The organism is Phocaeicola sartorii JCM 17136 = DSM 21941 (assembly GCF_054653615.1).
Genome location: NZ_BAAIFW010000005.1, coordinates 3130139 through 3157108, shown reverse-complemented (window position 1 = coordinate 3157108; position 26970 = coordinate 3130139). Strand labels below are relative to the sequence as shown.

The 26970-nt window shown below is 45.2% G+C and carries 13 protein-coding genes; all 13 read left to right on the top strand.

Going from position 1 to position 26970, the window contains the following annotated elements; translation table 11 throughout:
• Window positions 1-381 precede the first annotated feature (381 nt).
• The gene (locus ACYQ0C_RS13475; RefSeq protein ID WP_032941721.1) at window positions 382-3006 is read left to right on the top strand and encodes a glycoside hydrolase family 2 protein; all 2625 of its coding nucleotides are present in this window, start codon (window positions 382-384) and stop codon (window positions 3004-3006) included.
• 235 nt (window positions 3007-3241) lie between these two features.
• Complete coding sequence (locus tag ACYQ0C_RS13470; RefSeq protein ID WP_016276084.1) at window positions 3242-7636, top strand: hybrid sensor histidine kinase/response regulator transcription factor; 4395 nt, start codon at window positions 3242-3244, stop codon at window positions 7634-7636.
• A gap of 164 nt (window positions 7637-7800) precedes the next feature.
• Window positions 7801-8685 carry a sugar phosphate isomerase/epimerase family protein gene (locus ACYQ0C_RS13465; protein ID WP_016276085.1) on the top strand — a complete coding sequence of 295 codons (885 nt, stop codon included), beginning with the start codon at window positions 7801-7803 and terminating at the stop codon, window positions 8683-8685.
• 29 nt (window positions 8686-8714) lie between these two features.
• Window positions 8715-12032 (top strand): SusC/RagA family TonB-linked outer membrane protein, encoded by a 3318-nt coding sequence (locus ACYQ0C_RS13460; RefSeq protein ID WP_016276086.1) that lies wholly within the window; start codon window positions 8715-8717, stop codon window positions 12030-12032.
• A gap of 8 nt (window positions 12033-12040) precedes the next feature.
• A complete protein-coding gene (locus tag ACYQ0C_RS13455) occupies window positions 12041-14062 on the top strand; it encodes a RagB/SusD family nutrient uptake outer membrane protein (protein WP_016276087.1) in 2022 nt (673 codons plus the stop codon).
• A gap of 159 nt (window positions 14063-14221) precedes the next feature.
• Window positions 14222-15916, top strand: a complete 1695-nt coding sequence (locus tag ACYQ0C_RS13450; RefSeq protein WP_016276088.1) for a S8 family peptidase — start codon at window positions 14222-14224, stop codon at window positions 15914-15916.
• Window positions 15917-16026: 110 nt separating this feature from the next.
• Entirely contained in the window at window positions 16027-18330 is a 2304-nt protein-coding gene (locus tag ACYQ0C_RS13445) for a glycoside hydrolase family 3 N-terminal domain-containing protein (protein ID WP_016276089.1), read from the top strand.
• Window positions 18331-18499: 169 nt separating this feature from the next.
• Complete coding sequence (locus tag ACYQ0C_RS13440; protein WP_016276090.1) at window positions 18500-20236, top strand: hypothetical protein; 1737 nt, start codon at window positions 18500-18502, stop codon at window positions 20234-20236.
• 28 nt (window positions 20237-20264) lie between these two features.
• On the top strand, window positions 20265-20930 hold the full coding sequence (locus ACYQ0C_RS13435; protein ID WP_025076620.1) for a DUF3826 domain-containing protein: 666 nt from the start codon (window positions 20265-20267) through the stop codon (window positions 20928-20930).
• Between the two features lie 195 nt (window positions 20931-21125).
• The gene (locus ACYQ0C_RS13430) at window positions 21126-22805 is read left to right on the top strand and encodes a thrombospondin type 3 repeat-containing protein (RefSeq protein ID WP_016276092.1); all 1680 of its coding nucleotides are present in this window, start codon (window positions 21126-21128) and stop codon (window positions 22803-22805) included.
• Window position 22806: 1 nt separating this feature from the next.
• Window positions 22807-25893 carry a DUF6298 domain-containing protein gene (locus ACYQ0C_RS13425; RefSeq protein WP_016276093.1) on the top strand — a complete coding sequence of 1029 codons (3087 nt, stop codon included), beginning with the start codon at window positions 22807-22809 and terminating at the stop codon, window positions 25891-25893.
• 186 nt (window positions 25894-26079) lie between these two features.
• Window positions 26080-26631 carry an RNA polymerase sigma factor gene (locus ACYQ0C_RS13420; protein WP_016276094.1) on the top strand — a complete coding sequence of 184 codons (552 nt, stop codon included), beginning with the start codon at window positions 26080-26082 and terminating at the stop codon, window positions 26629-26631.
• 48 nt (window positions 26632-26679) lie between these two features.
• Window positions 26680-26967: a hypothetical protein gene (locus tag ACYQ0C_RS13415; protein WP_016276095.1), complete on the top strand. Its 288-nt coding sequence runs from the start codon at window positions 26680-26682 to the stop codon at window positions 26965-26967.
• Window positions 26968-26970: the final 3 nt, after the last annotated feature.

The following is a 26970-nucleotide window of genomic DNA, read 5'->3' as shown; positions in this document are numbered from 1 at the left end:
CTTCTTTTGGGTTCAAATAACCGCATAGATGGACCCTGGACCTTGTGGACCCTGAAAGAGAGAAAAATGAGGTCGTATCCGTTTTTGATCATTCTTTTTCTTGAAGTAAAATTCATTGACTATTGTTGGAAAGAGGCAATGCCCTCGTATGCGGATGTGCGGGTCTGGATGAAAATATTCGTCTTTGTGCTTGAAAACACCTCCACCTTTTACAAAAAGCTCGCCATCTTTTTAAAAAAGATCAAGAGCTTTCCCTCAAAAGATAATGGCCTTTTACAAAAACACCTTCATCTTTATAGCAAACAACAAGGTCTTTTTCCCAAAGGGAACGGGTACAAACGGGCGGCTGATCCGTCTTCCTTTTCAGATACTGTAATAATTATGAAGAAACTGTTTATTTTACTTGTGTGTCTGTTGCCTATGTTGGCACAAGCTCAAATGGAGACTTCCGTGGCCGGATTCATCCCTTTATCCGGAAGCGGAAGAATAGTATATAATTTCAATCCCGGATGGCGTTTTCATCGCGGAGATATAAAAGGAGCGGAAGCCGTGCAATTTGATGATACAGCCTGGCAGGTGGTATCCACTCCGCATTCTGTGGAACTGATGCCCGCCGAGGCAAGTGGTTGTCGTAACTATCAGGGAGTGGCGTGGTACCGGAAACATTTTGTGATTCCCCAGGATATGAGGGGAAAAGAGGTGTCGCTTCATTTCGAGGCAGCCATGGGCAAACAGGTAGTTTACTTGAACGGCAGGAAGGTGCAGGAGCATTTGGGGGGATATCTTCCTTTCACGGTGCAACTGACGGAGCAGGGAGTGCAGCCCGGAGACAGTTGCCTGCTGGCGGTGATGACGGACAACAGTGATGATAAGAATTTTCCTCCGGGAAAGCGCCAATATACCTTGGACTTCGCCTATCATGGAGGAATCTATCGGGATGTGTGGATGATCGGAAAATCAAGTGTGGCCATTACGGATGCCTTGGAAGCCGATAAGGTGGCCGGAGGCGGTGTGTTTGTGCATTTTGATTATATAAGCGAGAAAAAAGCGGACGTGTATGTGAATACGGAAGTACATAATAGTGGAAAACAGGCACGTAGCGTAACTGTGGAGACGGTTCTGGCGGATGCCGGTGATGCTCCCGTAAGAAGGGCTTCGCAACAGGTGAAACTGCAACCGGGGGAGTCGAAAACGGTACGCCAGCAGCTTACCGTCCGCAATCCTGAACTATGGTCGCCCGACTCACCTTATTTATATAGGATACAATCCCGTGTCAAAGCGGGACGTGAGACACTGGACGGGGGAGTGACCCGTGTGGGAATCCGCAAAGCGGAATTTAAGGGACAGGACGGCTTCTGGCTGAACGACAAGCCTTTCGGACAGTTGGTCGGAGCAAACCGTCACCAGGATTTTGCCTACGTGGGAAATGCGCTGCCCAACAGCCAGCAATGGCGGGATGCCAAACGCTTGCGCGATGCGGGATGTACCATTATCCGTGTGGCCCATTATCCGCAAGATCCGGCGTTCATGGATGCCTGTGACGAGCTGGGACTGTTTGTGATAGTGGCTACTCCGGGATGGCAATATTGGAATAAAGATCCCGAATTTGCCAAGCTGGTTCATAAAAATACCCGTGAGATGATACGCCGGGACCGCAATCATCCCAGCGTGCTGATGTGGGAGCCTATTCTGAATGAGACACCTTATCCGCGCGATTTCGCACTGGAGGCGTTACGGATCACACGGGAGGAGTTCCCTTATCCCGGACGCCCCGTGGCGGCAGCCGATGTCCACTCGAAAGGAGTGGCGGAAAATTATGATGTGGTGTACGGATGGCCGGGAGATGACGAGAAGGCGGACCGTCCCAAGCAATGTATCTTTACCCGTGAGTTTGGTGAGAATGTGGACGACTGGTATGCGCATAATAACAACAATCGTGCCAGCCGCAGCTGGGGGGAACGTCCGCTATTGGTACAGGCTTTGTCATTGGCTAAGAGCTATGATGAAATATACCGCACCACGGGGCAGTTTGTCGGCGGGGCGCAATGGCATCCGTTCGACCATCAGCGTGGATATCATCCTGATCCGTATTTCGGAGGCATTTATGATGCGTTCCGTCAGCCTAAATATGCTTATTATGCTTTCCGCAGCCAGTCGCCGGCTAGGTTGAAGCATCCTGTGGCGGAAAGTGGCCCTATGGTGTTTATCGCCCATGAAATGTCTCCTTTCTCGGATGCCGATGTGGTGGTGTTCAGCAATTGCGACTCAGTCCGCCTCTCCGTCTATGACGGTACCAAAAGCTGGACGCTTCCGGTGGTTCACGAGCAGGGACACATGCCCAACGCTCCGGTGGTGTTCAAGCAGGTATGGGATTTCTGGGAGGCCCGCGAGTACAGTTATAAGCAGAAAAACTGGCAGAAAGTAAATATGGTGGCGGAAGGGATCATAGATGGTAAAGTAGTCTGCACTTATAAGCGGATGCCGTCGCGCCGCAGCACGAAGTTGCGCATGTATGTGGATACGGAAGGAAAACAATTGGTGGCGGATGGTTCGGATTTTATTGTAGTGGTGGCCGAAGTGACGGACGACAGCGGCAATGTGCGCCGCCTGGCCAAAGAAAATATCGTGTTTACTGTAGAAGGTGAGGGGAGAATTATCGGGGATGCCTCTATCAATGCCAATCCGCGCACGGTGGAATTCGGCTCTGCTCCCGTATTGGTCCGCTCTACCCGCAAGCCCGGCAAGATAAAGGTGAAAGCTCGTGTGCAGTTTGAAGGGACGAACGCCCCGGTTTCTGCCGAGGTAGAACTGGAGAGTGTTCCATCGAAGCTTCCTTTCTGCTACACGGAGGAGGAAACGGATTTCCAATCGGCCGGAGCAAGAACCGCCGGAAGCCCTGTCGGGACCGAAAGAATGGCGGGGAAAGTTGTACTGACAGAAGAGGAAAGGCAAAAAGTATTGATGGAGGTGGAGAGACAGCAAACGGAGTTTGGTACGGAGAAGTAATATAGCACGCGGATTGCTCTCGTTCTGTCGATTATAATGGGAACGCAAATGACGCAGATGACACAAATTTAACCTTCCGGCAGGTTTATATCCATGCTGTGCAGCTATTAATTTGTGTCATTTGCGTTATTTGTGTTCCAATCTGATCAATAGATGGGTATTTAACTAATTTCAATTTAATTACCAACGGATTTTTTCTTATCTTTGACCTCGGTTTGAAGAAAACTAAATACTTATGAAGAAATATATACTAATTATACTTTGTTGCCTGACAAGCTTTCCTTCGTGGTCATATAATGTGAATATGATTGTGGAACATTATTCTGTGGATCAAGGGCTTCCTAATAACACCGTAAACTGTACCTTGAAAGACAGGGATGGCTTTATCTGGTTCGGCACCTGGTATGGCTTATGTTGTTTTGACGGAGTGAAGTTTAAAACTTTCAACAAGCAGGAGTATGACTCGGATGTGCCTCCGCGCAAGATCCAGCGCATCGTCGAGGACAAGAACGGGTATATATGGGTGAAGACCATCGACCGGAAATTGTATGTGTTCAATAAAGTGACCGAATGTTTTCATGCTGTTTACGATGACATGAAGAACTATTCGGAGAATATCCAGGTGATAAAATTACAGAATACGGCCGAGGGGGATGTGCTGTTGCTGACCAAAGATAAAAATTTGCTGCTGGCGGGTGTGGATGAGAAAGGGCAGGTCACTATCAAGATCCTGTTCGACTCGCAGCATGAGATAAACAAGCATGATTATACGCTGAAACACCATGTCCTGTGCGAGACGGAGGAGTATATCAGCTGGATAGGCACCGACTACAAGGTGGCCGCCGTGCATAAGGGGAAGGAACTGGCGTCCCGCCCGGCCGATTTTATAACCAGTAAGATCAATTCCGGTGACAAGGACAGTTTCACCTGTTTTTTTGAAGATGGTAAGAAGGTGTGGGTAGGAGACCGTGCGGGTGTTTTTTACAGCATTGACGTGGGGACAGGCCTGGTGAACCGATATCTGCTGTCCGAGATTAAGGGAGCCATCAGCAATCTGCTGGTCACGCCGTCAGGATGCGTTTATCTCAGTGTGGCGGGGCAGGGTACATACGAGTATGATCTGGCCGAGCGCAGGCTGCAAAAGATAAATACTGAAATGAATGACGCGATGGTGACCCACGCATTCATAGACCAGTATGACAAAATATGGTTTCACGAAAATGAGCGGGCGCTGATATATTATGACCCGTTGAACCATACCGCGAAACGGTTTCCGTTCACCATGTTCGGAAAGATAACCACCCTGTATTCGGAAGATGCCGGCGAGCAGGGGCTCTTTTTCCTGTCTCCCGCAGGAGAGGCCTGGCTGTTCGACAGGGAGCATGCCGAGATGGTCTATATCAATCAGTTGAAACAACTCTCTAACGACAAGCCCAATCAGCAGTTCTATCATCTGATGCTGGATGATGACGGAGTGTTGTGGCTTTCGTCCGCCGATGAAGGGGTGTATTGCATGAATTTCCCCAAGAAGCAGTTCAACCTGCTTCCCTTGTCCCCGCAGTCGGCCGGAAGCTATGTGGCAGGAGTGAGGGCTCTCTTCCAGTCAAAGAATGGCGACATCTGGGTGGGCACCCGCTGGCAATGTGTCTACCGGATGGACCGGAACGGTACGACCCGACATGTTTATTCTACGGGCGACGAGCGCATAGGCAATGTATATCATATCATGGAGGACGACAAGGGGAATCTCTGGTTCTCTACCAAAGGCGACGGACTGGTGAAGGCGGTTCCCGATGAGAAGGCCGCGGGCGGTTTCCGTTTCAAACGCTTCCTGCACAGTTTGTCCGATTTGTCGTCTATCAGCGGAAATGATGTGTATTTCACTTATCAGGATGAAAGGAAACGCATCTGGGTGGGTACTTTGGACGGAGGACTGAACCTGCTATGCGAGGAGGAGGAGGGGGAAATCACCTTCAAGAACAAATACAACGGATTCAAGAACTATCCCACGTATGGCCTCTATATGGAAGTGAGGAATATGATAGAGGATAAGGACGGGCGCATGTGGGTAGGCACGATGGACGGGCTGATGTCTTTTAAGAATGACTTTGCCTCGGTGGAGCAGATAGAGTTTGAGACCTATCGTGGCACCAACCGGACAAATTATGCCGACAGCGATGTGTATGCACTTTATAAGGATGAGCTCTCGCAGATATGGGTATGCGTGTTTGGGGGAGGACTGAGCAAATTGTTGGGATATGATGAGAAAACACATGAGATTTCATTTAAATTGTATGGCTGGGAAGACGGGTTGAATAATGATGTGGTGATGTCTGTCATAGAAGATGATAACGGTTCCCTTTGGCTTGCCACGGAAAAAGGGCTTTCCTGCTTTGACAGGACGACAAGCCAGGTCCGTAATTATGATAAATACGATGGCTTTCCTCCGGTGGCGATGGAGGAAAGCACCACCTTGAAGACGCTGGACGGAGAACTCTGGCTGGGGTGCAAAGAGGGGATACTGACCTTTTTCCCCGACAAACTGGAAACACGGAAAATTGATTATAACACGTTCATTGTGGGATGCCAGATATCCAACCGGGATATACGCAGTTATACAGATCAGCCCATTATTGACCGCTCCATTACCTATACGGACCGGATTACGTTGAATCACAACCAGTCTATGTTCACGTTGGAGTTTGCGGCGTTGAACTATAATAATCAGAACCGGGTGTCCTACAAGTATATTCTGGAAGGATATGAGAAGGAATGGCACTATAACGGGAAGAACCGCATCGCGTCCTATACCAATGTCCCTCCTGGAAAATACCTGTTCAGGGTGCAGACACTGGATGAGGCGAATCCCGGTCTGGACTCCTTCCGGGAACTGACCGTTGTCGTTCTGCCACCCTGGTGGGCTAGCTGGTGGGCGTATGTCATCTATATGATTATAGCCGTCGCCTTGTTGCTGGTGGCCATAAAATTGTCTCTTTTCATGATAAAGGTAAAGAATGATGTCTATATCGAACAAAAGTTGTCCGAACTGAAAATCAAGTTCTTTACCAATATCTCGCATGAGTTGCGCACTCCGCTGACTCTGATCCAGGGGCCCATCCAGGAACTGAGAGAAAAGGAGAAACTATCTCAGAAAGGAATGCAATATGTGGATCTGATGGAGAGGAATACCAAACAGATGCTGCAACTGGTCAACCAGATTCTGGATTTCCGTAAAATACAGAACGGGAAGATGCGTCTGCACGTGTCGTTGTTCAACCTGAATGAGATGGTGGATTCCTTTGAGAAGGAATTCAGGGTGATGGCCGAAGAGAATGAAGTCAGTTTCACCTTCCAGCTGGCCGGCGAGGATATCATGGTATGGGCCGACAAGGAGAAAGTGGCCATCGTGATCCGCAACATTATCTCGAACGCATTCAAGTTCACTCCTGCCGGGGGGAACATTTATGTCACGATGGGCGTGACGGAGGATGGTAAGCGTTGCTATGTCCGGGTGGAAGACAGCGGTGTGGGGATTCCCGCCAGCAAGCTTTCCGAAATCTTCGAACGTTTCTCGCAGGCAGATAACGTCCGCGGCGCTTATTATCAGGGGACAGGTATCGGGCTGGCTTTGTCTAAAGAACTGATCAGCCTGCATCATGGCGAGATCTATGCCGAGAGTCCCGAGGGGAAAGGGGCTATCTTTATGATCGAGCTGCAACTGGGCAAGGAGCACTACAAACCGTCGGAGGTGGATTTCTATATGGGCGGTGAGACGATGGACGCTTCCGGAACAGAATCCGCTTCCGCCTCTGCAAGCAAGGAAGAGGAGCTGGAACAGCCCATAGACTCGTCTTTGCCTACCGTGCTGATTGTGGAGGACAATAAAGATTTGTGCAATATGCTGAAATTGCAGTTGGAGGACAAATTCAATATCTATATGGCCAATGATGGCGTGGAAGGGCTGAAGAAGGTGCATCTCTATCATCCCGACATGGTGGTCACCGACCAGATGATGCCGAATATGGATGGCATGGAGATGTTGCAGCGCATCCGGAAGGATTTCCAGATCAGCCACATCCCGGTGATTATCCTGACAGCCAAAGGAAATGACGAGGCCAAGACCAAGGCGATCAGCATGGGAGCGAATGCCTATATCATCAAGCCGTTCAGCAAAGATTATCTGGTGGCGCGTATCGAGCAGTTGCTGAATGAACGCAAGTTGTTCCGCGAGCGTGTGTGGCAGCAGCCCGAAGAACAGAAGGAGGAACAGGATACCTACGAACAGTTCCTGGTGAAGAAGGATGTGCAGTTCATTGAGAAGATTCATCAGGTCATCGAGGAGAATTTGGATAACAGTGATTTCAATATAGATACTATCGCCTCGACTATCGGGCTGAGCCGTTCGGCTTTCTTTAAGAAACTGAAAAGCCTCACCGGGTTTGCTCCGGTGGATCTGGTGAAAGAAATCCGTCTGAACAAATCCATTGAGTTGATAAAGAACTCGGATATGAGTATCTCGGAAATCGCTTTTGCCGTGGGCTTCAAGGACTCCGGCTATTTCAGCAAATGCTTCCGTAAGAAGTATGACCAGACTCCGAGGGAGTATATGAATGAATGGCGTAAAGGCTGACCCCTGATTTTTATAGAACCGGAATCCCGTAAACAGGCGCAAGCGGGCGTCATGTTTGCGGGATTGTCTTGTTTATCTGCTAAGTTATTTTGTTTTTTATTAAGATTTGGTGATTACATACTTTGAGATGGTTCGTCTTAATTCTAAACAATAACTAGATTGCGATGAATGTGAAAAAAATTATCAGTTTAATCATGCTCCTGTTTATGTTACTGCCTTTGGGAGCACAGAATCCAGAAGGGGAACAGCGTTATAAAATAGCAGCATGTGACTGGATGATGCTAAAACGTCAGAAGATCGGTTCTTTTCAATTAATGAGGGAATTGGGAGGTGATGGTGTAGAAATGGACATGGGTGGTTTGGGAAAACGGGATACGTTTGACAATAAGTTCCACCAGCCTCATTTTTGCAAATTATTTAAAGAAACAGCACAGAAACAGCGTATGGAAGTTCCTTCCGTGGCAATGTCCGGATTCTTCGGGCAGTCTTTCCTGACTCATCATAATTACAAAGCCCTGGTGCAGGATTGTCTGTTTACCATGAACGTGATGGGCGCCCGGGTGGCTTTCCTTCCTTTAGGAGGCATCAAAGAGGATTGGACAGTAGCGGGTGACGCACGCCGCGAATTGGTCCGCCACCTGCACGAAGTGGGAGAAATGGCCGTGAAAGAAGGAGTGGTGATAGGTATCCGTACTCCGTTGGATGCCAAAGGAGACAGGAAGCTATTGAAAGAGATCGGTTCGGAAGGTATAAAGATTTATTACAGTTTTCAGAATGCGCTGGAAAATGGGCGCGATCTGTGTAAAGAGCTGAAGAAATTGGGAAAGAACCGGATTTGTCAGATTCATTGTACGGATACGGACGGGGTTACCCTTCCTTATAACACACGTCTGGATATGAATGCCGTGAAGCGTACGCTCGATAAAATGGGGTGGAGCGGATGGCTGGTTATCGAACGCTCGCGGAATAAGGATGAAGTCCGTAATGTGAAGAAAAACTTCGGGACGAATGTCTCTTACCTGAAAAAGATATTTCAACAGGAAAAATAAGATAATATTTTAATTTTAAAAATGATTCTATGAAGAAAGAAAAAGCATTTCTTCAGAAACTGGATAAGATTGGCAGCTTGACTCAGGTTGTTTGTCTCAGTCTGTTTCTGACGGGAGTTTCTGCTCAGGATGCGTTTGCCGAGGCGGGATTCCCTATATCCCAATCGGTGCAGCAGACCAAAACTGTCACCGGACAGGTTGTTGATGAAACTGGTGAACCGGTGATTGGTGCCAGTGTGCTGGTGGAAGGGACAACAAACGGTACTATTACTGATTTTGACGGAAAATTCGCTTTGCAAGTTCCTTCGGGCAAGAAGGTTGTCATTTCATTTGTGGGGTATATATCGCAAACGATTGTTCCTAAACAGGGAAAAGACTTTAAAGTGGTGCTAAAGGAAGATTCTAAGATTTTGGATGAAGTGGTTATTGTTGGTTATGGTACCCAAAAGGCTAAGAATGTTACTGGTGCAATTTCTACTGTAAATCCTAAAGAAATAGAAGACTTGCCGGTAGGAAATTTAGGAGCAGCTTTACAAGGTATGGTGACAGGCTTGAGTGTTAGCGGAGGACAAAGCCGTCCTGGTGCTGCTGCCAGCCTGTCTATTCGCCAGCCTATGACTCTATCTAAAGATGGTGGAGACACAAATCCCATTTATGTTGTTGATGATTTTATTGTGGATGCGACAACGTTTAATAATTTGGATCCTAATGAGGTAGAGAATATATCAGTTTTGAAAGATGCAGCAGCTTCTGTTTATGGTGCTCGTGGTGGACAAGGTGCTATATTGGTAAAAACTAAGCGTGGAAAAGAGGGCGAGCCTCGTATATCTTATAGCGGACAGTTCGGATACAATGATGAGATAGCACGTCCCAAGATGATGGATTCATATCGGTATGGATTGTTCTATAATGCTATTGCTGCTGCTAATGGTAATGATGCTATAAAGGATCACAAAAAAGACCTCTTTCAGGCAGATGAATTGGAAGCTATGCGTAATATCAATTATGATTGGCTGGATGATGCTTGGAAGGGTGCTTTCAGTATGAAGCATAATCTTAATCTAAGCGGTGGAACCAAAAAGGCTACTTACTTTGCAGGGGTATCTTATTATACGCAGAGTGGTAACTTAGGGACACTGGATTATGAACGATGGAATTATCGTGCAGGTGTGGATGTTAAACTAGCATCTCATTTTAAAGTGGGGCTGCAAGCTTCGGGAGACTATGGAAAAAGTGAAAAGACATTTAATAAAGTCGGAGGTGAAAATGATGAGAATGATTATAATACATTATTGTTGACCCCTCACTATATTCCGGCTTATATGGATGGATTGCCGTTATTACGTTATGGATTTTCAAATAGTCAGCAAAACAATATCCAGCAATATAATTATTACGCATTGGAAGATTTGGGTAATATATCAAAGAATGATCCTCAAAATATGCGTTTGAATGCTTCTGTGGAGTATGACTTTGACTGGAATAAAACATTGAAAGGACTTAAATTGAAAATGTCTTATTCTAAAAGTATAAGTACAGATAAAAATAGTCGTGTCGGCTCTAAATATACTGCTTATTCTTTCAAAACACGTGGTGGATCAGGTAATCACTTATATATAGGTGATGATTTGACTAATGAATCTAATTTGCAACAAACGACAGTTAAAAATGGAAATCAGATTTGGAGAACCATGAATCGTACGGATAGTTATCAGTTGAACTTTGTTGCAAACTATAATCGTACTTTTGGCAAACATACGATAGGAGCTTTGTTTTCTGTCGAACGCTCAGAAAGAAATTATGAGTATGTACGCTATTATAGAGAGGATCCGTTAGAAGTGAATAATGGTGAATGGAATACGGCAACAGGTAAAATGGATGGACTGACAGAACGTTCTGAGTCTGGATTGTTGTCTTATATTGGACGTGTGAACTATTCATACGATGATCGGTATATGATGGAATTCCTTGTTCGTTCGGATGCATCTACTAAATTCTCACCTAGTAATTACTGGGGGGTATTTCCTTCTTTATCATTGGGTTGGGTCGTATCTGAAGAAAGTTGGTTTAAAGAAAAAATACAATGGCTCGAATATTTGAAAGTCAGAGGTTCGGTAGGTATGCTGGGTAAGGATAATACTAAGGCATGGCTGTGGCGTCAGAATTATTCATATCAGGCAAATAAAGGAGCTGTTTTTGGCACTAATGATCAAAACCCTGTAGGTATGGGATTGAAAATGGGTGCGGCTCCTAATGCTGATGTGCATTGGGATAAGAGTTATAAATTTAATTTCGGTGTTGATACTAGATTCTTGGATGGCAGATTGTCATTTGGCTTGGATGCGTATTTGGATAAGAATACAGAAATGCTGGTTCAAAGAGACGGCTTGGTTCCTGTGACAATTGGTGGTGCCTTGGCTGCTGAGAATTATGATGCTATAGATGCCTATGGTGTGGAACTTTCTTTCGGCTGGAGAGATAGAGTAGGTGATATTAATTATTTCGTTAAACTGAATACTGCATTTACAGGCACTAAATACCGTAAACATGATTGGCCGGATATTATAGGTCTGGGTGATATATATAAAGGTGGTCCGACAGATAGAGGAAAATGGGGATATGATTGTATCGGAATGTTTCGTACTCAACAAGAAATTGATGAGTTTGTGACACAAAATAATGTCACTAAATATATGGGAATGAATCCTGAACAAATAAAGCCGGGTATGTTGATCTATCGTGATGTTAGAGGTAAACAGAATCCCGATGGAAGTTGGGAGGCTGCTGATGGTATTATTGATTCAAACGACAGAATCCGTTTGAGTAAGAAAAATAGTAATCCTTATGGATTTAGTTTAAACTTTGGTGGTGACTGGAAAGGTTTGAGCTTGAGTGCGCAACTTAGTGCTTCATGGGGTGGATGGGCTGAAATTCCATCTGCTGCAAGAGACATGAGTACTAAGAAGCTGAATTATATTAATGCTCCTGTATTTTGGAACGATGTGTTTGTTCCGGAAGATGTAGTTGATGATCAAGGTAATGTTGTGGCATATCAAAATCTTGATGCCAAATATCCTAATATGGGCTTTTCTGTGAATAATGAGTCTTCTAATTTTTGGAAAATCAATTCATTACGTATGACTTTGAAAACATTGACAGTGGGGTATAAATTACCATCCGACTGGGTGAGGAAGATGAATATCGAAGGATGCCGTTTTACTTTGACCGGTACCAACCTGTTAAGTTTCTTCAATCCGTATCCGGAAAATTTCTGTGATCCGCTGAGTGTGTATGGGGCTTATCCTACCTTGAGAAATGTTTCATTAGGTGTTAATATTTCATTCTAATAAAAAATATGAAAAAGATATTGAGATATACTTTCTTTGCAATGGCATTAGCTGCTATGACTTCATGTAGTGACCAATTTTTGCAAGATAAAAAAGATTATAATGGTTTTAATGAAGAAATCTATGATAATATAGCATTGGCTACCGGAAAGGTTGATTTTGTGTATGGGCTTTGTCTGCCTACAACGGCATCGGGAGTTGGTCATTCTAACCCTTGTACAGGACGTGCCGATGCTTTCTCTCAATCGACAGAAGAATACGCAGGTTCTACTGCTTTTACGCAATTGGCTGAGATTCTGAGTTCGAATGTTCCTGATTATTTTTATAATAAAAACACCGATGGACCTTGGTCGCGCATCCGCGAATGCAATATTTTTCTAGATAATATTGACAAAGGGGCATTAGGGGAAGCAGATAGAAACAAGTTAAAAGGACAGATCTATTTTTGGCGGGCTTGGATTTATACCCGGTTGGTTATGATGTATGGTGGAGTTCCCATTGTAACTACCGCTCAAAATGCTATTTTAGGTGATGGCTCTTCTAAAGATGAATTAGAAGTGCAGCGCAGTTCAACGGCCGATTGTATTGACTTTATTTGCGGAGATTTGGATAAGGCTATAGCCCTGTTGCCAGGAAGATGGGACAATAATAATTGGGGACGTATTACTTCAGGTGCGGCGGCAGCATTAAAAGGACGTTTGTTGTTAGCTTATGCTAGTCCGTTATTCAATCGTAATGATGACCAGACAAGATGGCAGGCTGCTTATGACGCTAATAAGGCTGCTTATGATTTGTTGACTCAGAATGGATTTGGATTGGCTGATGGAAAAGGCAATCGTGCTGAAAACTGGGAAAAGATGTTTAGCCAGATTCAAAGTTGTGAGGCGGTAATGGTCACTTTGTTTAATACTCTGACTAATGATTATAAAAAGAACAATAGTTGGGAGCAGATGGCTCGTCCTAAAGAACTTTTAGGAGGTGGCGGAATGGCTGCTACTGCTGAAATGGTTGATTTGTTCCCGATGGCAGATGGTAAAAAACCGGGGGAAAGTACATTTGATTATGATGAACTGAAATTCTATAAGAACAGAGATCCGCGTTTTTACCGTACTTTTGCTTTTAATGGAGTAGTTTGGCCTTATAAGATGGACAATGGTTATACATTGTGGAACTATCAATGGTATAAAGATGAAGACTCTTTTGAAAGTGGAAAGCCTGGTAATTCAGCTCAATATTCAGGGGATGTCAACTCTGGTATATTCGTACGTAAACGTACAAACCCTGAAGCACAATGGGATAATGCGAATAAATTCAATTTAAGTGCCACTCCATATATGGAAATTCGTTTTGCAGAAGTCGTTTTGAATTTAGCTGAATCGGCTTGTGGTATTGGCAAGAAAGATGATGCTGTTGAATTATTGAAAGATATTCGTGAAAGAGTAGGTTATACAGGAGATTGTGGATTGGCGGTTGCTGAATTAAAAGCAGATCGTGATAAATTGTTTTCTGCTATATTGTATGAGCGCCAGATAGAATTAGCTTATGAAGGAAAGCGATTTGATGATATGCGTCGTTGGATGTTGTGGAATGATGATTTTGGAACCTGTACCCGATTAGGGGTGGAACCTTTGAATGGAAAACGTCGTCATGGCATGTTCTTGGCAGTGAAGCCATCTGTTTATGTTGAAACAAAGGCCGGACAGGATTATGATATCTTTAATCCTGCTAGCAAGGCTTATGACGCTTCAAAGGTTACTCGTGCTGGTATTGCTTTGGATCCTAGTTCTTCAGATGAGGAATTTATGTCGCAAATTGAGAAACTGGATAAATTCTATGACATGAATTTGGTACGACATGAAAATGATCAGATAGATGGCACGTCTACACCACGTTTTGAAATTACTTTCTTAAACAAATATTATTTTATAGGTTTGAAAGAAAATGTAATGAAACAGTCTTCTTATTTATATCAGAATATAGGTTGGGAAGATTACTATGGTAGTGAAGGTACATTTGATCCTTTGAAATAGAAGAGAAAATATGAATAAAAGTGGTTAGAAATAGACGAATGTTTCTTTCTGACATTTTATTCGACTTTTGAGATTTTTGGTATCCACAGAGTTCCTTTGTTGATAATAAAATAGCATAGGCTCTGTGGATATCTGGTTATTAAACAATAAATTAATATTATGAAAAACAATAAAGAATGGATATTTTTTGCTTTGGTCAGTTTGTTTTCATTTTCGTCTTGTGTTCAAGAGGAGATGTTGCAAGAGGAGGAACGAGGAGAAAGATATATAAAGATAGATGTACCCAAATTAGAAAAAGGAACAGTTTCTGATTTATCCATTGGCTCTCGAAGTGCTCTATACAATGATCCTGTTTTTTCCTTGCAATGGGGTTTGTCAAATTCTAATGGTATTGACGTTAATGCTTTAAAAGCATGGAATTGGGCAGATGGTAAAAAAATAAAAGTAGCCATTATAGATTCAGGAGTTGATAAAACGCATCCAGATTTAAGTGATAATATATCATCGTTAAGTTATGATATAATGACTGGTACTTCACCTAGTAGAGTTTATGATAAGCATGGGACGTGTTGTGCTGGAGTTATAGGTGCTATACGTAATAATGGAATAGGTATTGTTGGAATAGCACCTAACGTTGAAATAATGCCCATTAGTTTAGATTTTGAAGGAAATTTGAACGGCTCTCAAATGGCAGATGCTATAAATTGGGCGTGGCAAAACGGAGCAGATGTGATTAATATGTCTTTGACATGTAGTCCTAATGATAAAATGACTGATGCAATAAAAAATGCTTTGACAAAGGGACGAAATGGGAAAGGGTGTGTTGTTGTTGCCGCTAGTGGCAATCAAGGACAATCTAGTGTGGGATATCCTGCAAATGTTGAAGGGGTGATAGCTGTAGGCTCTATTGATAGAAATGGTTTGCATGATCCGGATTCAAATTATGGAGAAAATTTAGACTTTGTTGCTCCGGGAGTAAATGTATGGACAACAATACTAAATGGGGAATATGATGTTTTGAATGGAACTTCTTTGGCTGCACCTATGATTTCTGGTATTGCGGCATTATTACTATCTTTAGATTCTGAAGCTACAGCTTCTGAAGTGTATTGGAATATGGTTGATGCTTGTAGAGAATTACCGGAAAATACTCATAATAAAATAGGACATGGCTTGGTTGATGCTTATTTGACTTTGATGGTGAGTAAGTTTGGTGAAGTTGAAGAAGAAATTAGCGGAAATCATTTTAAAGATTCTTGTCCCATCTCTTATAGTGTTCCTGAACCATTTGATATGGAATGGGTGGTTACATCAAATTATGTAGAACCATCTTTAAATGATGAGAATACTACAGTGACTAAGGTTGTTAGGACTTACAAAGGACAAAGTATTGAAATTCCTAATACTAAAAAAGGAGCAGGGATAAGATATGATGTGGAAGGGCATGTTGTAGATGAGTTTGGTCAAACGTTAAAAACGATTAGGACTTGTCTAACCAGCGGGCCTCCTAGTCCAATGACGGGAACATTACAATGGCAAGCATCTTCAACAGTAGGTGACCACTATATTGATTGGGAAACTGGAGGGAATTTTGATAGTCAATATCCTACTTATGATATGAATTACTCTTATGAACCACTTGTGAATAGATATGATAATATTACTAATAACCCTCAGTATGGCGTAAGAATCGAAGAGAAGTCATTTGCGGAAGTTGAAGATTTCAATGTGGATTGTTCTTGTTATAAGATCAATTTTAGAGGAGCTTCTGGCTTTATGACAGATACTTTTATATGGATAACTACAGATGAGGGAGAAGGACGTCCATTTCGTATTCAGACTTTTGTTGAATAATAAAGAGAAGTATTACTGTTGTAGCTTTTATATATGGGATGAGGGTGTTCATAGGAAGAATACCCTCATCGTTTGCTTAAATTAATAGAATCTTTACAAGAAATTGCAGAATGAAAAAGAGTTTATTTGTTTTATATGCCTGTGTGGCAATTGGAATGAGCAGTTGTTCCGATAGTCCGGATTTATATAAAGATCCGGATCGTCCGGTTGATGAACGGGTGGATAATTTGATGAGTCAGATGACCTTGGAGGAAAAAGTAGCGCAAATGTGTCAGTATGTAGGATTAAAACACATGCGGAACTCTGAAAAGCACCTCTCACTGGAAGAACTGGAGAAGAATCATGCTCAAGGTTTTTATAAAGATCTGCATTCTTCGCAAGTGGCCGAAATGGTGGAGCAAGGTTGGGTCGGTTCGTTTTTGCATGTGACCGATTTGGAGGAAGCTAACTACCTGCAATCTTTGGCACGGAAAAGCAGGTTACAGATTCCTTTGCTGATAGGCATAGATGCCATACATGGCAACGGGCTTTGTTATGGGGCAACGATCTACCCGACAGCTATTGGACAGGCTTCTACTTTTGATACGCTGTTGGTGAAAAAGGCTGCTGAGGAAACTGCTTTCGAAACACGCGCCACCGGATCGCATTGGGCGTTTACTCCCAATGTGGATATTGCACGGGATCCGCGTTGGGGACGCACCGGCGAAACATACGGCGAGGATCCTTTTTTGGTTTCGGCTATGGGAGTGGCGACTGTCCGGGGATTACAAGGAAATAAAACCGATAAATCGGAGCATGTATTAGCTTGTGTCAAACATTTGGTAGGAGGCGGGCAGTCTGTCAACGGCAGGAATTGTGCGCCTTTTGATGCTTCGGAACGTATGTTGGATGAAATCTTTTTTCCTCCCTTCAAGGCTTGTGTGGAAGCCGGTGCCTCTACATTGATGGCTGCCCATAATGAATTGAATGGAATTCCGTGTCATGGAAATAAATTCCTGCTGACCGAAGTCCTTCGTGACAGATGGCATTTTGATGGTTTTGTGGTGAGTGACTGGATGGATATAGAGCGTTTGTACGGACAGCACCGTACGGCGGAAACTCCTGAAGAAGCCTCCGTGGTGTCTGTCAATGCGGGGATAGACATGCACATGCATGGACCGGGTTTTATGAAGCATATCATTGATGCGGTAAAGAATGGACAAGTGTCTGGAAAACGGGTGGATGATGCGGTGCGTAAGATTCTGAAAGCGAAGTTTGAACTGGGATTGTTTGAAGACCCGTTTTATGATGAGGGGAAAAGCAAGGAAGTGCTGTTCTGCGACAAGCACCGGAAGACGGCTTTGCAGTTATCCAGAGAATCTATGGTATTATTGACTAATAAAGGGATTCTTCCTTTGGATGAACGCAAGTATAAAAACATATTGGTGGCAGGTCCGAATGCGGATTCACATGCCATTCTGGGAGACTGGGGATTGCCCCAGCCGGAAGGCAATATGGTGACAATACTGGATGGATTGAAAAAAGTGTCTCCCTCTACGGCGTTTCACTTTCTGGATATGGGATTCAATATTCGTAAGATGGATGCTGCCAAAATAGTGCAGGCCGGCAAGATGGCGCGGCGGATGGATGCTGCGATTATTGTGGTAGGAGAGAACTCCATGCGCGAGCATTGGCTGGACAAGACATGTGGCGAGAACATGGATCGCTCGGATATTGATTTGCCGGGATTACAGCAGGAATTGGTGGAAGAGGTATATAAGGCGGGGATTCCTGTCATTGTGGTGCTGGTGAATGGACGTCAGTTGGGCGTGGAATGGATCGCAAATCATGTGTCTGCTTTAGTGGAGGCATGGGAGCCCGGATCTATGGGCGGACAAGCTGTTGCCGAGGTTTTGTATGGAGAAGTCAATCCGTCCGGAAAGTTACCGGTCACTGTTCCACGCCACGTGGGGCAGCTGCAATGTGTATACAATCATAAATCAGCGAATACCTGGTTTCCTTACGCATTAGGCAATAGTGACCCGCTGTTTTATTTCGGTTACGGGCTAAGTTACACACACTATCGTTACGATAATCTGAAGCTTGAAAAATCGGTCATCACTCCTGACGGAAGCACATCGGTTTCTGTTGATGTCAGTAATATAGGTGACAGAGACGGAGATGAGATTGTTCAGCTTTATATACGTGATGATTATAGTTCGGCAACCCGTCCTGTAAAAGAATTGAAAGGATTCCGGCGGGTTCATTTGAAGAAAGGAGAGACCCGGACGGTTACCTTTGAGATTACTCCTGACTTGCTGGCGTATGATGACGCGGAAATGAATTATGGAGTAGAGAAAGGCACTTTTACCCTGATGCTGGGCTCTTCTTCCAGAGATGAAGATTTGAGAGATATACAATTGACTGTGCGATGATTTCCATGTAAAGATGGATAAAAAGATGAAATATGCCCTCTTTCTTGGGTACATTATCAGAATAAAGACGTCTTTAGAAAGAATCTTTTGAAAATTAAGAATAAAAACTGAAAATAAGACTAGAAAATAAACTTGACTAGCACGCAGATATAATTAAATCAAAGAAAGTATGAAAAGAAATTTGTTTTTAGGAGTTTGCCTGGCAGCTTTCATCGCCCCTACGGGAGTGAAAGCGCAGTATCCGCAGTTGACCTCGGAAGCCAGCCAAACCTACGCTAAGATGAAAGAAGAACTGTATCGCCGTTCAGACGAAGCTTGGGCAAAAGCATTGCCTGTTGTTCAGAAAGAGGCAAGAGAAGGTCGTCCGTATATACCATGGGCTTCCCGCCCGTATGATCTGCCACAGGCAAAAATCCCCGCATTCCCCGGAGCTGAAGGGGGAGGTATGTTTACCTTTGGCGGACGTGGCGGGAAGGTGATTACCGTGACCAACCTGAACGACAGTGGTCCCGGATCTTTCCGTGAGGCTTGCGAAACCGGTGGGGCGCGTATCATTGTGTTCAATGTGTCGGGCATCATCAAGTTGGAATCTCCCATCATTGTCCGCGCTCCTTATGTGACCATTGCCGGACAGACCGCTCCGGGAGACGGAGTCTGCATAGCAGGGGAGTCCTTCTGGGTGAATACGCACGATGTCATTGTGCGTCACATGCGTTTCCGCCGCGGCGAGACGAAAGTACATCACCGTGACGACTCTTTCGGAGGAAATCCCGTGGGAAATATCATGATTGACCACTGCTCTTGCACATGGGGACTGGATGAGAATATCTCTTTCTACCGCCACATGTACGACGAAAGTGAAGGACAATATGAGACGAAAGACAGAAAACTGCCTACTGTCAATGTAACCATACAGAATACCATCTCGGCCAAAGCGCTGGATACGTACAACCATGCGTTCGGAAGCACGCTGGGCGGGGAGAACTGTGCTTTTGCCCGTAACCTGTGGGCCAGCAACTCGGGACGTAACCCGTCTATCGGATGGAACGGGGTCTTTAACTTTGTGAACAATGTGGTTTTCAACTGGGTGCATCGCTCGTCGGACGGAGGAGACTACACGGCAATGTTCAACATGATTAACAACTATTACAAACCGGGACCTGCCACGCCCAAGGATACCAATGTGGGACATCGTATCTTGAAACCGGAAGCCGGACGAAGCAAGCTGGACCACAAGGTGTACGGACGTGTGTATGCCGATGGAAACATTATGGAAGGTTATCCCGAAATCACAAAGGATAACTGGAACGGTGGTATCCAGGTGGAGGAACAGCCCAATACCGACGGATATACCGAACTGATGCGCAGCTATGAGCCGTTCGCCATGCCTCATGTCCATATCATGTCGGCCAAAGATGCTTACGGATATGTGCTCGACAATGTGGGAGCCAATATCCCCAGCCGCGATATCGTGGACACCCGTATTGTGGAAGAGGTGAGAACCGGTATTCCTTATTATGAAAAGAAACTTCCCAAGGATGCTTACGGAGACAAGTGGGGCTTGTCACCGAAATCGCAGGATGAGGACGGATTGTTCAAGTACCGCCGCTTGCCGAAGGATTCTTATAAACTGGGTATCATCACCGATATTCGTCAGATGGGTGGATATCCCGAATACAAAGGAACTCCGTATGTGGATACAGATGGCGACGGTATGCCCGATGAATGGGAAAAGGCGAACGGCTTGAATCCCAATGATCCTTCTGATGCCAACAAGGATTGTACCGGTGACGGATATACCAATATAGAGAAATACATCAACGGCATCAGTACGACAAACTGTATTGACTGGTCTGATTTGAAGAATAATTTTGATACGTTGGCGGCAAAAGGAAAGCTGATGTAACATGGATAGGAAGGAAAGATTTTTGAGTATGAAAAGGTTAGGTGTAATGTGTCTGTTGCTCATGGCGGTAATTCTTACCGCCGGAGCAGTGGATCTGGATCGCGAGGGTCGTGACCCTGCTTATGTGGAATCTATTGTAAAGCGTTCGCAGAAGATTGTGGACAAGTTGGAACTGAAAGATGCGGAGATGGCGCAGCATGTGACACATATCATTGCCAACCGCTATTTTAAGTTGAATGACATCTACGAGGTGCGCGACGCCAAAGTGAAGCAGGCCAAAGAGACCTTGACCGGTGATGCCAAGCAGGAGGCGGTCAAAGCGGCAGAGGATGAGAAGGATGCGGCACTGTATCGCTGTCATTTTGAGTTTCCGGCTGCCTTGTCGCTCTATCTGGACGGCAAACAAATAGATGCGGTGAAGGACGGGATGACGTATGGCGTGCTGATGGTGACTTATAATTCTCATGTGGATATGATTCCCACGCTTACCCAGGAGGAGAAGGCGCAGATTATGGCATGGCTGGTAGAGGCGCGTGAGTTTGCCATCGATGCCGAGAACTCGAACAAGAAACATGCGGCTTTCGGCAAATACAAAGGCCGTATTAACAACTATCTGGCCAAACGCGGATATGACTTGAAGAAAGAACGCGAAGCTTGGTATGAACGTATCAAGGCACGTGGAGGAAAGATATAAGTTTTTATTAAAAATCAGGAGAAAGAGCTTGCCCGGTAAAACGGTGTCAGGCTCTTTTTTATGTGTGGATAGAGAGTACAACGGGCATTCTGTTCCGTCTTTTAGGTAGAAATATCCGCAAGATGTGTTTGAATCATGTTAAAAGCATGATAATATGTTACGAAGTTATAGAAAAAATAATAATTTAGCAATCAAATGAATCTAAAGAAACTATTTGCAGTGGCAGCATTGACTGCCTGTGTGTTGCCTGTGGCGGCACAGTATCCTGTCATCCCTGATTCGGTAAAGATCAGAGGAGGAAAACAACAAGAGGAGATAGACCGGAAATCGGATGAGGCATGGGCAAAAGCGTTGCCTGTGGTCATGTCCGAGGCGACTCAAGGACGTCCTTATAAACCGTGGGCATCCAAACCGGAGGATTTGATAAAGAGTAATATACCCGCATTCCCCGGTGCGGAAGGGGGAGGCGCCTATACTCCCGGCGGACGTGGCGGAAAAGTGATTGTGGTGACTTCATTGGAGGACAGTGGTCCCGGTACGTTGCGTGAGGCTTGTGAGACGGGCGGTGCGCGTATTGTGGTGTTCAATGTGGCGGGCGTGATCCGGCTGAAGACACCGATCAATGTCCGTGCTCCGTATATCACGATTGCGGGACAGACAGCTCCGGGTGATGGAGTTTGTGTGACGGGAGCTTCTTTCTTGCTCGATACGCACGATATCATTATCCGCCACATGCGTTTCCGCCGTGGCCAGCAGGATGTGTTCTTCCGGGATGATGCGTTGGGAGGAAACTGTGTGGGCAATGTGATCATGGATCATTGTTCGGCCAGCTGGGGGCTGGATGAGAATATGTCGCTCTACCGTCATGTGTACAACCGGGCATCCGACGGGTATGGGCTGAAGCTTCCTACCGTGAACATTACCATTCAGAATTCCATCTTCTCCGAGGCGCTGGACTGTTATAACCATGCTTTTGGAGCAACCATCGGAGGACACAACAGCATGTTCTGTCGTAACTTGTTCGCATCGAATATCAGCCGTAACTGCTCCATCGGTATGGACGAAGATTTTAATCTGGTGAACAACGTGACTTTTAACTGGTGGAACCGTTCGGTGGACGGAGGGGATGAGACCAGCCGTCTGAACATCATCAACAACTATTTCAAGCCCGGACCCATCACCCCCAAGGACAAACCTATCGCTCACCGCATTGTGAAGCCTGAGTCCAGCCGTGACAAGAGCAAACCCGATACATTCGGAAAAGCATACGTGACAGGTAATGTGGTAGAGGGAAATGCGCGTGTGACAAAGAACAACTGGGATGGCGGGGTACAGGTGTACAATATGCCGGATGCCGGCAAGTTCACAGACCAGATCCGCGTGGACGAGCCGTTCCCGATGCCTCATGTGACCATCATGGACGCCCGCAAGGCTTATGACTATGTGCTGGAAAATGCCGGAGCCACATTCCCCAAACGGGATGCGGTGGATGTCCGTGTAATGAAGACGGTGAAGACAGGAAAGGCCATTTATGTGAAAAATGCTCCCGAATTTACCAGCCCGTACGTGAAAAGACGTCTTCCGGTTGACTCTTATAAACAAGGTATCATTACAGACCCTCGCCAGGTGGGTGGCTTGCCCGAATATAAAGGAACGCCTGTGGTTGATACGGACGGTGACGGTATGCCGGATGCTTGGGAGGTAAAATACGGACTCAATCCTAATGACCCGAGTGATGCGGTGAAAGATTGTAATGGCGACGGATATACCAATATTGAGAAATACATTAATGGCATAGATCCTGCTAAGAAAGTGGATTGGACGGATATAAAGAACAATCACGATACATTGGCAAAACGTAAAAGTTTGATGTAAAATGAATTATAAGTTATTATTGTTTGGAATTTTAAGTTTGGGGTTTGCGCGGATTTCTGCGCAAACCTTTCCTTTACAGGTAAAGGAGGATAAACTGACTTATGTGACTGATGAGCGTGGAAACCGTATCCTTGATTATTCTTCCTGCGGTTACCGTAACTCGGAACAGGCTATACCTGATGTAGCGAATGTGGTTTTTGTGCCATGGCAGTCCGGGGATAACTCTTCCCGTATCCAGCGTGCCATTGACTATGTGTCTTCACTGGCTCCGGATAAAAACGGGTTCCGTGGAGCGGTCTTGTTGGATAAAGGAACCTTTGATTTGCAGGAGAGTCTGCGTATCTCCGTGTCGGGAGTGGTGCTGCGTGGCAGTGACAAGGAGCAGACTGTGCTGTTGAAAAAGGGAGTGGACCGGGGAGCTTTGCTTTATATGGAAGGACGGAATGATCTGTCTGTTACGGATACATTGGATGTGCTGACCCCATACGTTCCGGTAAATACGTGTACTTTTCAGGTAACCGATAAGGTACAGTTGGCTTCCGGAGAACGGATCCGGATTCTCCGCCCTGCCACGAAGGAATGGATTGCCTCCATCGGTTGCCATATTTTTGGCGGAGGTATTTCCGCTTTGGGCTGGAAAGCAGGAGAGATGGACTTGGTTTGGGACAGATCGGTCAGTCAGGTGGATGGAAACCAACTGACACTGGACGCTCCTTTGACAATGGCTTTGGATAATGCGTGGGGAACTGTTAAGGTGCTGCGTTATAGCTGGCCGGGAAGAATCGCGGAAGCGGGGCTGGAAAATCTGACATTGGCTTCTGACTATGATAAGAAGTATCCTAAAGATGAGGATCATTGCTGGACAGGGGTGTCTATAGAGAATGCCGAAAACTGTTGGGTGCGCAGGGTGAACTTCAAGCATTTCGCAGGAAGTGCTGTCATCATACAACGTACCGGTTCTAAAACAACCGTGGAGGATTGTATCTCTACCGAACCTGTATCAGAGACAGGCGGCATGCGCCGCACTACGTTTTATACCATGGGACAGCAGACGCTTTTCCAGCGTTGTTACTCCAAGCACGGTATTCATGATTTCTCAGCCGGATTTTGTGCGGCGGGTCCTAATGCCTTTGTACAATGTGACTCGGAGGAGTCGTTGGGATTCAGCGGTGCCATTGATTCCTGGGCCTGTGGGTTGTTGTTTGACGTGGTAAACATTGATGGCCATGATCTGGTGTTTAAGAATTTGGGACAGGACAAGAATGGTGCCGGCTGGAATACGGCCAACAGCCTTTTCTGGCAATGTACGGCTGCCGGGATAGAATGTTTTTCTCCGGCAAAGGATGCGGTGAACCGGGCATACGGTTGCTGGGCGCAGTTCTCGGGCGACGGCCAGTGGGCGGAATCAAATAATCATGTGCATCCCCGTAGCTTGTTTTATGCACAGTTGGCAGCGCGCTTGGATAAGGACTGTTCCGCCCAGGCACGTATTTTGCCCATGGCTACGAATGCAACCAGCAGCCCTACCGTAGAGGCGGCTATGAAGATGGCGAAAGAGGCGTATACTCCTCGCCTGACCATGCGGAAATGGATTGAGGATGCGCCTTATACCGCCTGTGTGTCTTTCGGAAAACTGAAATCTGTGGAGGACTTGAAGTTTAAGACACCTGTACAGAAGGAAAAAGAGAAGCATCTGTTTGCCATTATGAATGGACGGATGCAGATGGACGGCCGGTTGCTGGTAGGCGGACGGCAGGAAGTCCCCTGGTGGAATGGCAAGTTGAGAACCAGCTACCTCGCTAAAGCGAAACCGCATATCACCCGTTTTGTTCCGGGACGCGAAGGACTGGGCTTGACGGACAGGATTGACTCTACAGTCAATTATATGGTAAAGAACCGGCTGCTGGTACTGGATCATAATTACGGTTTGTGGTACGAACGCCGCCGGGATGACCATGAGCGTGTACGCCGTCGTGACGGAGATGCATGGGGGCCTTTCTATGAACAGCCGTTTGCCCGTAGCGGGGAAGGCACTGCTTGGGAAGGATTGAGCAAGTATGATTTGAACCGTCCCAATGCATGGTACTGGAGCCGCTTGAAGCAGTTTGCCGAGAAAGGGGCGGAGAAAGGTCTGCTGCTTTTCCATGAGAACTACTTCCAGCATAACATCTTGGAGGCGGGAGCACACTGGGTGGACTCTCCCTGGCGGTCGGTCAATAATATCAATCAGACCGATATGCCGGAGCCGGTGCCCTTTGCCGGTGACAAACGTATCTTTGTAGCGGATATGTTTTATGATATCAGCCATCCTGTGCGCCGTGAGTTTCATAGAAAGTATATCCGTCAATGCCTGGACAATTTTGCCGATGATGCCAATGTGGTGCAACTGATCAGTGCGGAATATACCGGCCCGTTGCATTTCGTACAGTTCTGGCTGGATGTGATAGGAGAGTGGGAGAAGGAGACCGGTAAGAAAGCGACTGTGGCATTGAGTACGACAAAGGATGTTCAGGATGCGATTCTGAATGATGTTCGTCGTGCGAAATTAGTTGACATCATTGATATCCGTTACTGGCATTATAAGGTGGATGGTCTTTATGCTCCCGAAGGTGGAAAGAACCTGGCTCCCCGTCAGCATGCCCGTAAAATGAAAGTCGGTAAGGTTACTTTCGATGAGGCTTATCGGGCGGTGAGTGAATATCGTCAGAAATTCCCCGAAAAAGCGGTTACTTACTACGCGCAGAATTATCCGGATATGGCATGGGCGGTCTTCATGGCCGGTGGATCTTGTCCCGTAATTCCTGTTGCCGATGAAGGCTTTTTAAATGATGCGGCTGCCATGGATGTGGAGGATACTGGTACAAATAAGTACCGGAAATTAGTAAAATCTGGTATCGGAAGTATCATTTATTCCCATTCCGAAGCAGATATTCCTGTTCATTTATCGCCCGGGAAATACATATTGAAGTCTGTCGATCCGAAGACCGGAGTAATAACGGTGATTGGTAAGCGTCTGAATATTAAGGATGTATATATGCTTAAAGTGGATAAAGACAAAGATTGTATTTATTGGTTTCATAGAAATTAGTATATGGAAGGAGAACCGGAGTCGTTTTGGTTCTCCTTTTTAATGAAAAACTGTAATATTTAGCATATATGTTTTTCAGCAGGTTATCTGTTTTTTCGGTCCAATAATCAAATATTACCTAAAAAAGTAGTGCATCCTCCCTAGTTTTGCACCATCATCAAAACAACCTATAATTAATATACTGTGATGGAACAAAACTTAAATGATAAGACAGCTTGCTTGGTAACCGCTTTCCAGTCGGGAGATGTAAATGCGTTTTCTAGATTATACGATATGCATATCAATCTTCTGTTTAATTATGGATGTAAGTTGACTACAGACAAAGAATTGTTGAAGGACTGCATTCATGATGTCTTTGTAAAATTGTATACAAAGAAGGCCGAGCTGGGTATCATTGACAACTTCAAATCATACCTCCTCATTTCCTTGAAAAACAAGTTATGCGATGAGCTTCGCAGACGGATGTTCATGTCGGAAACGGCTGTTGAGGAACTGAATCCCGTAGCAGGTGATGATGTAGAGCATAAATATCTGGAAAAGGAAAAAAGTTGTTTTGAAAATAAGAAGATAAAACATTTGTTGGCCCAGTTGTCTCCGCGTCAACGTGAAGCGCTGACCTTATATTATATAGAAGAGAGAAAATACGAAGATATTTGTACCATTATGGATATGAATTACCAATCGGTACGAAATTTGATGCATAGAGGTATTACAAGGTTAAGGGAATTGGTAGGATAATATTTTAAGTTTTCAGGTGAGTACAACTTTAAGCCACTGTCCGTCATAATGAAAAATGATTGTAACGTGGATACAAAAAAGGTGTATTATAGCAAGGTGGAAGACTTTTTGAAGGATGACGACTTTATCAAGTATGTTCTGGATGATGCTCCTGAAATGGCTTTTTATTGGGATAAGCTTTTAAAGGAGCACGCAGAACTGCTGAAAGTCTTTGAAGAGGCCAAAGATGCCTTATTGGCTTCCGATGAAACAGCGGAGGTGATGACTTTGTCTGAAGAAAGAAAACTAAAACAGCGTATTTTTACTACATTAGAGATAAATAACAGGGATTATTAATTA

Bases quoted from the DNA above. Each gene is read 5' to 3' on its own strand.
- ACYQ0C_RS13475 (WP_032941721.1), top strand. From the start codon at position 382: ATGAAGAAACTGTTTATTTTACTTGTGTGTCTGTTGCCTATGTTGGCA.
- ACYQ0C_RS13470 (WP_016276084.1), top strand. From the start codon at position 3,242: ATGAAGAAATATATACTAATTATACTTTGTTGCCTGACAAGCTTTCCT.
- ACYQ0C_RS13465 (WP_016276085.1), top strand. From the start codon at position 7,801: ATGAATGTGAAAAAAATTATCAGTTTAATCATGCTCCTGTTTATGTTA.
- ACYQ0C_RS13460 (WP_016276086.1), top strand. From the start codon at position 8,715: ATGAAGAAAGAAAAAGCATTTCTTCAGAAACTGGATAAGATTGGCAGC.
- ACYQ0C_RS13455 (WP_016276087.1), top strand. From the start codon at position 12,041: ATGAAAAAGATATTGAGATATACTTTCTTTGCAATGGCATTAGCTGCT.
- ACYQ0C_RS13450 (WP_016276088.1), top strand. From the start codon at position 14,222: ATGAAAAACAATAAAGAATGGATATTTTTTGCTTTGGTCAGTTTGTTT.
- ACYQ0C_RS13445 (WP_016276089.1), top strand. From the start codon at position 16,027: ATGAAAAAGAGTTTATTTGTTTTATATGCCTGTGTGGCAATTGGAATG.
- ACYQ0C_RS13440 (WP_016276090.1), top strand. From the start codon at position 18,500: ATGAAAAGAAATTTGTTTTTAGGAGTTTGCCTGGCAGCTTTCATCGCC.
- ACYQ0C_RS13435 (WP_025076620.1), top strand. From the start codon at position 20,265: ATGAAAAGGTTAGGTGTAATGTGTCTGTTGCTCATGGCGGTAATTCTT.
- ACYQ0C_RS13430 (WP_016276092.1), top strand. From the start codon at position 21,126: ATGAATCTAAAGAAACTATTTGCAGTGGCAGCATTGACTGCCTGTGTG.
- ACYQ0C_RS13425 (WP_016276093.1), top strand. From the start codon at position 22,807: ATGAATTATAAGTTATTATTGTTTGGAATTTTAAGTTTGGGGTTTGCG.
- ACYQ0C_RS13420 (WP_016276094.1), top strand. From the start codon at position 26,080: ATGGAACAAAACTTAAATGATAAGACAGCTTGCTTGGTAACCGCTTTC.
- ACYQ0C_RS13415 (WP_016276095.1), top strand. From the start codon at position 26,680: ATGAAAAATGATTGTAACGTGGATACAAAAAAGGTGTATTATAGCAAG.